An 8,289-nucleotide genomic window follows, 5' to 3' on the forward strand; every position below is an offset into this window, starting at 1 on the left:
CAGGGTCCGCCGACGGATGACAAGGACGGTTGCTTCGGAGAACCGGTGGTGGCGGACGCAGAGGCCGCGATCGGGTGTCACGCGGTGCGCCATAGCTGCAGCAGCAGCCACTCCTCGACGCCTCGGCAGTACAGATCGCGGCCGATGCGGGCCGTGGCCTCGGCGCGTCCTCGGCAGTGGGCGCGCCGGTTGTACGGGCCCGGTGGCAGGGGCAGTTCGGGACCGGCGGGCGCGTTCTGCAGGTCGCGCACCTGGACGACGCTTCCTTCGAGGGTGAACCGGGTCTCCTCGCACACCTCCCACTCGTCCTCCGGTGGCGGGGGCGGCGCGTCCCAGTGCTCCAGGCGGACGTTCCCCATGTGTGGTGGGGTCCCCTCGAGCGCACGGCGAAGGGCCGCACCCCCGTCACCGGGAGTGCGGCCCTCAACCGCCGTGCAACTGCCCTGCCGTACCGCCTACTTGCGGATCAGGCTGCGCAGCACGTACTGCATGATGCCGCCGTTGCGGTAGTAGTCCGCCTCGCCGGGGGTGTCGATGCGGACGACCGCGTCGAACTCGACGCCCGTGTCGGTGGTGACCTTCACCGTGCGGGGGGTGGTGCCGTTGTTCAGCTCCTCGACGCCGGTGAAGGAGAAGGTCTCCTCGCCGGTGAGGCCGAAGGACTGGGCGGAGCCGCCCTCCGGGAACTGCAGCGGCAGGACGCCCATGCCGATGAGGTTCGAGCGGTGGATGCGCTCGTACGACTCGGCGATGACGGCCTTGACGCCGAGGAGCGCGGTGCCCTTGGCGGCCCAGTCGCGGGACGAGCCGGAGCCGTACTCCTTGCCGGCCAGGATGACCAGCGGGATGCCCTGCTCGATGTAGTTGCGCGAGGCGTCGTAGATGAACGCCACCGGCGCGTCCGCCTGGGTGAAGTCGCGGGTGTAGCCGCCCTCCGTACCCGGCGCGATCTGGTTGCGCAGGCGGATGTTGGCGAACGTACCGCGGATCATGACCTCGTGGTTGCCACGGCGGGAGCCGTAGGAGTTGAAGTCACGACGCTCGACACCGTGCTCGGTGAGGTACTTGCCCGCCGGGGTGTCGGCCTTGATCGCGCCGGCCGGCGAGATGTGGTCGGTGGTGACCGAGTCGCCCAGCTTGGCCAGGACGCGGGCGCCCGCGATGTCCGAGACCGGGGACGGCTCGTGCGCCATGCCCTCGAAGTACGGGGGCTTGCGGACGTAGGTGGACTGCGGGTCCCACTCGAAGGTGTTGCCGGTCGGGATCGGCAGCGCCTGCCACTGGGCGTCGCCCGCGAAGACGTCCTGGTAGGACTTGTTGAACATGTCCTCGCCGATGGCGTTCGCCACGACGTCGTTGACCTCGGCCTCGGAGGGCCAGATGTCGGACAGGTAGACCGGCTTGCCGTCCTGGTCGATGCCGAGGGCGTCCTTGGTGATGTCCACCTTCATGGAGCCCGCGAGCGCGTACGCGACGACCAGCGGCGGGGAGGCCAGGTAGTTCATCTTGACGTCGGGGTTGATACGGCCCTCGAAGTTCCGGTTGCCGGAGAGGACCGAGGTCACCGCGAGGTCGTGGTCGTTGACCGCCTTGGAGACCTCCTCCGGCAGCGGGCCGGAGTTGCCGATGCAGGTGGTGCAGCCGTAGCCGACGAGGTTGAAGCCGACCTTGTCGAGGTAGGGGGTGAGCCCCGCCTTGTCGAAGTAGTCGGTGACGACCTTGGAGCCCGGGGCGAGGGTGGTCTTGACCCACGGCTTGCGGGTCAGGCCCTTCTCCACGGCCTTCTTCGCGACGAGCGCGGCGGCGACCATGACGTACGGGTTCGAGGTGTTGGTGCAGGAGGTGATGGCCGCGACCGTCACCGCACCGTGGTCGATCTCGTAGGTCGAGCCGTCGGGGGCGGTGACGGTGACCGGGTTGCTCGGGGCGCCGTTGGGGTGGATGGCCGGGGCGTCGGAGGCCGGGAAGGACTCCTGGCCCGCCTCGTCCACGCTGTCCACGTAGTTGCGGACGTCCTGCTTGAACTGCTCGGCGGCGTTCGCGAGGACGATGCGGTCCTGCGGGCGCTTCGGGCCGGCGATCGACGGGACGACGGTGGAGAGGTCCAGCTCGAGCTTCTCGGAGAAGTCGGGCTCGGCGGCCGGGTCGAGCCAGAGGCCCTGCTCCTTGGCGTACGCCTCGACGAGCGCGACCTGCTGCTCGGAGCGGCCGGTGAGCTTGAGGTACTTCAGGGTCTCGTCGTCGATCGGGAAGATCGCGGCGGTGGAGCCGAACTCCGGCGACATGTTGCCGATGGTGGCGCGGTTGGCCAGCGACGTGGCGGCCACACCTTCGCCGTAGAACTCGACGAACTTGCCGACGACGCCGTGCTTGCGCAGCATCTCGGTGATGGTGAGCACCAGGTCGGTGGCGGTGGTGCCGGGCGTGAGCTCACCGGTGAGCTTGAAGCCGACGACGCGCGGGATGAGCATCGAGACCGGCTGGCCGAGCATCGCCGCCTCGGCCTCGATACCGCCGACGCCCCAGCCGAGGACGCCGAGACCGTTGACCATCGTGGTGTGCGAGTCGGTGCCCACGAGGGTGTCGGGGTATGCCTGGCCGCCTCGGACCATGACGGTCCTGGCGAGGTGCTCGATGTTGACCTGGTGGACGATGCCGGTGCCCGGCGGGACGACCTTGAACTCGTCGAAGGCGGTCTGGCCCCAGCGCAGGAACTGGTAGCGCTCCCTGTTGCGGCCGTACTCCAGCTCGACGTTCTGCGCGAAGGCGTCGTTGGTGCCGAACTTGTCGGCGATGACGGAGTGGTCGATGACCAGCTCGGCCGGGGCCAGCGGGTTGATCTTCGCCGGGTCGCCGCCGAGCTCCTTGACGGCCTCGCGCATGGTGGCGAGGTCGACGACGCAGGGCACGCCGGTGAAGTCCTGCATGATCACGCGGGCCGGCGTGAACTGGATCTCCTGGCTGGGCTGGGCCTGCGAGTCCCAGCCGCCGAGGGCCCGGATGTGGTCGGCGGTGATGTTCGCGCCGTCCTCGGTGCGGAGCAGGTTCTCCAGCAGCACCTTCAGGCTGTACGGAAGGCGAGCCGAGCCTTCCACCTTGTCCAGCCGGAAGATCTCGTACGACTCGTCGCCCACCTGCAGCGTGCTGCGGGCGTCGAAGCTGTTCGCCGACACGACAGTCTCCTTCATTTTTGTGCGCTTACCACCGCATCCTGCCGCCACGGCATCTTGGCCGATCCGCTAAGGTAAGGCTAAGTTAGGTAACCCTTACCAGGGTGGCGGCTGCGGTGCGCCTCGGCAGATATCTCGATGTCGAGATAACTCTAGTACATGGGGGCGAGCTGGTCATGCCCCGGCCTCCTACTGGTGAAGAGGCAGTGTTCCGACCCTGCACTATTCGGTGCCCCGTGGGGAGGAAGTGCCCCCGACTGTGCCGGTCCAAGAGGCCGCGCAGATGGGCACGGTGGCGGTAGCCCGGTAGCAAAGCAGGCACACGCCTTGGCGATCATGGAGTTGCGACGCTCTGTGATCACCGGGGAGACCTGTGCCTGTACTGCCATCATGGCTGACCGGACCACTCTGGACCAATACATCGCCCTGCTGCCTGAGCGATCGGCCTACGCGCCGACGCATCCGCTGGGCTGCCACCGCCCACGCATCAGCGACCGGATCGTCTTCGACAAGATGCTGCAGCTTCTGCGGTTCGGCTGCTCCTACCAGGCGATCGCCGACACGACCTGCTCGGCCACCACCATCCGCAACCGCCGCGACGAGTGGTCCGGCTCGGCGTCTTCGCCGAACTCAAGCAGATCACGCTCGGCGGGCCGCGCCCTCGCCGCCGCAGCGCGGGTGCCCCGCGAGATTCTCATCTCCGCCGCAACCCGCTCCCCGATGGCTGCTCCAGCGATCTGACCAAGCCACGGAGCCCCGGTACCTTCTCGGCCAGGCGTACGGCCACTCCGTTCGAGGCAGGCCCTGGGTGATCACAGAGTGTGGCAGCTCTGTGATCACCCAGGGCCTGCGCCTGTTCGCGACAGGGCCTCCACCGCGCCTATCTGCGCGGGTTCCGAGGAGGCGGTTCTGACTGGCGGGTCAGGCGCAGGCGGTGAGCTTCTTTCGGGCAGCGACCGCCTGCTCCTGCACAAAGGCGTCTGAGTCGCGAGCGAGCAGGTCCAGGACGGCCAAGCTCCCCGGTTCAGGAGCTGGGAACCGGCTCAGGGCGATGGCGACCCATGCCCGTACCCGTGCACTGTCGTCCTTGGCAAGGCGGTGGATTGCCGACAGTGTCCTGGGCTGCCGTGCGAAGCCGAGGGAGCTCAGGGCGTTCACTCGCACCTGGGGGCTGAGGTCCGCGAGCAGGGCCGTCAGCAGATCGACGGCCCGGGCCGTGGTCTTCGTGTGGGCGCCGATGGTTCCCACCGTCACGCTGCGGACTCTGTCGTCCGGATCTTGGACGGCGCCGGCCAGGAGGTCGAGGTCGCTCGGTTCGGGAACGAAGCCGAGCAGCCACAGCGCTGCCCTGCGCAGGTCCGGGTCGGGGCCCGCGGCCCATGGCAGGACGATGCTGCGCGCATAAGCGCGGTCCTGGTGAGCGAAGTCGGTCAGTATCGCCGACAGGGAGTCCTGGTCATCGCCCAGATCGTGGGCGAAGGCCCGCAGCAGCTCGGGAAGGGCTTTGGAGCCGGCTGTCGCGGCCAGAATGTTGCAGAGCACGTGGCGTCCGTACCAGTTCCTGGCATCCACGGCACCGGCAAGGTGCTCTTGCAGGCGCGGGACCAGGCCCGTGTCTCGAGCGGCCACCAGTTCGTCTTCCAGGCCTGCGATCTGGTCGAGGTCGGAGTCGGTGTCCGCCAGTGCGGCAGCAAGGGTGTCGAGCTGTGTGGCAGTGTTGCTCACGAGGTGGCCCTCCAGCGGGGGGGCGTCGTCGTTGGGCCGATCGGGGCTGGCGAAGTGAAACGGCACGCCGAACTGCTCGGCCAGGGCACGACCGACCGTCTCTGCTTCCTGTGCTTCGGGCCATGGCGGGACTGCGCCGTTGAACAGTCGCAAGTCACTACCGTGCCGGATGGTGGCGAGCCGGTGCTCGGCAGCCGGGACGTCGGTGAGCGCCATCAGGTCCACGCACCAGCCCTCGGTGTCACCGTCCCACAGCGCCTCGATGGCCACCGTCCGGCCAGGCAACGCCTCAACTTTCTCCGTAAGCGTCACCAGATTCAGCGGCGGGGTCGGATATCGCTCGAACCGTCGGCCCAGCTCCCGGTAGCGCTCTGCCACCAGATCCAGCGTTTCATACAGGCCCGGCCTGGATTCTGCTCGGAACGCCTCCCGAACGCGGGCGACTGCCGCGATCCGGTGGTCCTGCTGGATCAGACCGTCCACAGCGGAGCGCTCGGCGGCCGACAGCATGGCCCAAATCGGGGAGTCCATGACCGTATTCAAGCCGTACCGTCTACGCGCCCCCAACTCGGGTCGCCATAGCCGAGCACGACCGCTGCCATCCTTCCAAGGCGTTTGCCAGCGAACCCGGTCGTTGCGGCTTCCCTGCCAGTGAACCTCGTCGGGTGAGTACGTTGGGGGTGCTGGGTTGGCTGTTCCGGGCTGGGAGAGAGGCCAGGGGCGCCACCGCTGAACGGGGCGCCCCAGGCACGCAGTGCGGACGTCAGCTCTCGAAACGTGGTTTGCGGTCCCCTTCCCAGGAACTCACCATGCGAGCCGTCTGCCCTCTTGGCGTCCGCCATTCAGGTGACCGGAGCACAGTCGTGAGCGTCACGAACCGGCGATCGCTGAAAGACCCTTTGCCAACCAATCCAGTCCACGCAAGGTCAGCTCAAGCCCGACGAGTGACTTCGCTGAACCAGCCGGCACCAGCGTCGCAAGGAGCCGTTCGGATCGGCGGGGGATCACTCGGCGACGGAGTCGTCAGTCGCCGCATTTGCGGACAAAAGCCTCATGAATCTACGAACCGTCACGGAAGCGCCCCTTCACGGCAATCACCGACGGCGGCATCAACTGGCCACACCCGGCCGCACCCCCCACCGTCGGCGCGCCCCTGGTGCGCAGTGCCCGAAGTCCCGCCCGTTCGGGCCGCCTTGACCCCCACCACCCGGAAGGATGCGCTCCATTTTTCTTTATCTCACATCCGATATACGGTCGCGCCATGGCAGACGACTACCTCGTACGCATCGGCAAGCTCATCCGTGACGCCCGGCAACACCGGGGCTGGACACAGTCGCAGCTTGCCGAGGCGCTCGGCACAAGTCAGAGCGCCGTCAACCGCATCGAGCGCGGCAACCAAAACATCAGCCTTGAGATGATCGCCCGAATCGGTGAAGCCCTGGACAGTGAAATCGTCTCTCTGGGGTACGCGGGTCCGATGCATCTGCGCGTGGTCGGCGGACGTCGTCTGTCCGGCTCCATCGACGTCAAGACCAGTAAGAACGCGTGCGTGGCGCTGCTGTGCGCGACGCTCCTGAACAAGGGGCGCACGGTGCTGCGCCGCGTCGCCCGCATCGAAGAGGTGTACCGCCTTCTGGAGGTGCTCGGTTCGATCGGCGTTCGCACCCGGTGGATCAACGACGGGGTCGACCTGGAGATCGTGCCTCCGAGCGAGCTGGACATGGAGGCGATCGACGCGGAGGCGGCTCGCCGTACCCGCTCGATCATCATGTTCCTCGGGCCGCTGCTGCACCGTATGGACCGCTTCAAGCTGCCGTACGCGGGCGGTTGCGACCTCGGCACGCGCACGATCGAGCCGCACATGATCGCGCTGCGCCGCTTCGGGCTCGACATCGCCGCCACCGAGGGCCTCTACCACGCCCAGGTGGACCACTCCGTCTCCCCCGACCGCCCGATCGTGCTGACCGAGCGCGGCGACACGGTGACCGAGAACGCGCTGCTCGCCGCAGCCCGCCACGACGGCGTGACCGTCATCCGCAACGCGTCCTCCAACTACATGGTCCAGGACCTGTGCTTCTTCCTGGAGGCCCTGGGCGTACGGGTCGAGGGCATCGGCACCACCACGCTCACCGTGCACGGTGTGCCGACCATCGACGTGGACGTGGACTACTCGCCCTCCGAGGACCCGGTCGAGGCGATGAGCCTGCTCGCCGCCGCCGTGGTCACCGAGTCGGAGCTGACGGTGTGCCGGGTGCCGATCGAGTTCCTGGAGATCGAGCTCGCGGTCCTGGAGGAGATGGGCCTCGACCACGACCGTACGGCGGAGTACTTCGCCGACAACGGCCGTACCCGCCTGGTGGACCTGACCGTCCGGCCCTCCAAGCTGGAGGCGCCGATCGACAAGATCCACCCGATGCCGTTCCCGGGCCTGAACATCGACAACGTCCCCTTCTTCGCGGCCATCGCGGCCTCGGCGCAGGGCAAGACCCTGATCCACGACTGGGTCTACGACAACCGCGCGATCTACCTGACGGACCTGAACCGCCTCGGCGGACGGCTCCAACTCCTCGACCCGCACCGCGTCCTGGTGGAGGGCCCGACCCGCTGGCGCGCCGCCGAGATGATGTGCCCGCCCGCGCTGCGGCCCGCCGTGGTCGTTCTGCTGGCCATGATGGCGGCGGACGGCACGTCCGTCCTGCGCAACGTCTACGTCATCAACCGCGGCTACGAGGACCTCGCCGAGCGGCTGAACTCGATCGGCGCGCAGATCGAGATCTTCCGGGACATCTGACCAGGGCAGGGTGGCGTGTCCAGCGCTGCAGCCCGGGGAGTGCTGGGGGCCCGCGTCGTCGGGGTGTGGCAGCGCCCCGAGGCGCCGGTGCTCGCAGGTCGGCCTGGGCGCGTGGGCTTGGCGCCCGGAGGACTCGATACGCTGACTGGGTCCCTCAGACGCATCCGACCTGACCACCGGAGCCGCGAGATGTACGTTCGACGGGTCGTACCCAACGTCCAGTCAGTCGCCCTGAAGGAAAGTGCCGAGTTCTACGGCCTGCTTGGCTTCGAGGAAGTCATGAACCACGGCTGGATCGTGACACTCGCCTCCGCCGGGAATCCCGCCGTCCAGGTCAGCCTGATGACCGAGGACGCGACCGCCCCCGTGGCTCCGGACATGAGCATTGAGGTCGAGGATGTCGACGCGGCGTATGCCGAGATGCGGCGGAGCGGTGCCGAGATCGTGCACCCGCTGACCGACGAGGAGTGGGGCGTGCGCCGCTTCTTCGTCCGGGATCCCAACGGCCGCGTGGTGAACGTGCTCAGCCACGGCTGACGGCGCGCCGCGTCCGTCCGGGAGAGCCGCACGCACGGGAGCCGCCGCCCTGGTCGGGGCGGCGGC

5 protein-coding genes and 1 pseudogene are annotated in these 8,289 nt (G+C 68.2%); 3 read left to right on the plus strand and 3 right to left on the minus strand.

Going from position 1 to position 8,289, the window contains the following annotated elements; genetic code table 11:
• Window positions 1-77 precede the first annotated feature (77 nt).
• On the minus strand, window positions 78-359 hold the full coding sequence (locus AB0D27_RS23885; protein WP_362512174.1) for a hypothetical protein: 282 nt from the start codon (window positions 357-359) through the stop codon (window positions 78-80).
• A gap of 96 nt (window positions 360-455) precedes the next feature.
• Window positions 456-3,173, minus strand: coding sequence for an aconitate hydratase AcnA (gene acnA, locus AB0D27_RS23890; protein ID WP_362512177.1), 2,718 nt, complete (start codon window positions 3,171-3,173; stop codon window positions 456-458).
• A gap of 370 nt (window positions 3,174-3,543) precedes the next feature.
• Between acnA and AB0D27_RS23895 the strand changes: the two are divergent.
• Window positions 3,544-3,805: pseudogene (locus AB0D27_RS23895) on the plus strand (transposase); the annotation flags it as partial.
• 286 nt (window positions 3,806-4,091) lie between these two features.
• On the opposite strand, the gene AB0D27_RS23900 reads toward AB0D27_RS23895, so the two are convergent.
• Window positions 4,092-5,426, minus strand: coding sequence for a HEAT repeat domain-containing protein (locus AB0D27_RS23900; protein ID WP_362512180.1), 1,335 nt, complete (start codon window positions 5,424-5,426; stop codon window positions 4,092-4,094).
• Between the two features lie 730 nt (window positions 5,427-6,156).
• Between AB0D27_RS23900 and AB0D27_RS23905 the strand changes: the two genes are divergently transcribed.
• On the plus strand, window positions 6,157-7,686 hold the full coding sequence (locus AB0D27_RS23905; RefSeq protein ID WP_362512182.1) for a UDP-N-acetylglucosamine 1-carboxyvinyltransferase: 1,530 nt from the start codon (window positions 6,157-6,159) through the stop codon (window positions 7,684-7,686).
• A gap of 189 nt (window positions 7,687-7,875) precedes the next feature.
• The gene (locus AB0D27_RS23910) at window positions 7,876-8,223 is read left to right on the plus strand and encodes a VOC family protein (protein ID WP_362512185.1); all 348 of its coding nucleotides are present in this window, start codon (window positions 7,876-7,878) and stop codon (window positions 8,221-8,223) included.
• Window positions 8,224-8,289 lie beyond the last annotated feature (66 nt).

Origin of the sequence: Streptomyces sp. NPDC048415 (genome assembly GCF_040651675.1) — a bacterium.
GTDB lineage: Bacteria > Actinomycetota > Actinomycetes > Streptomycetales > Streptomycetaceae > Streptomyces.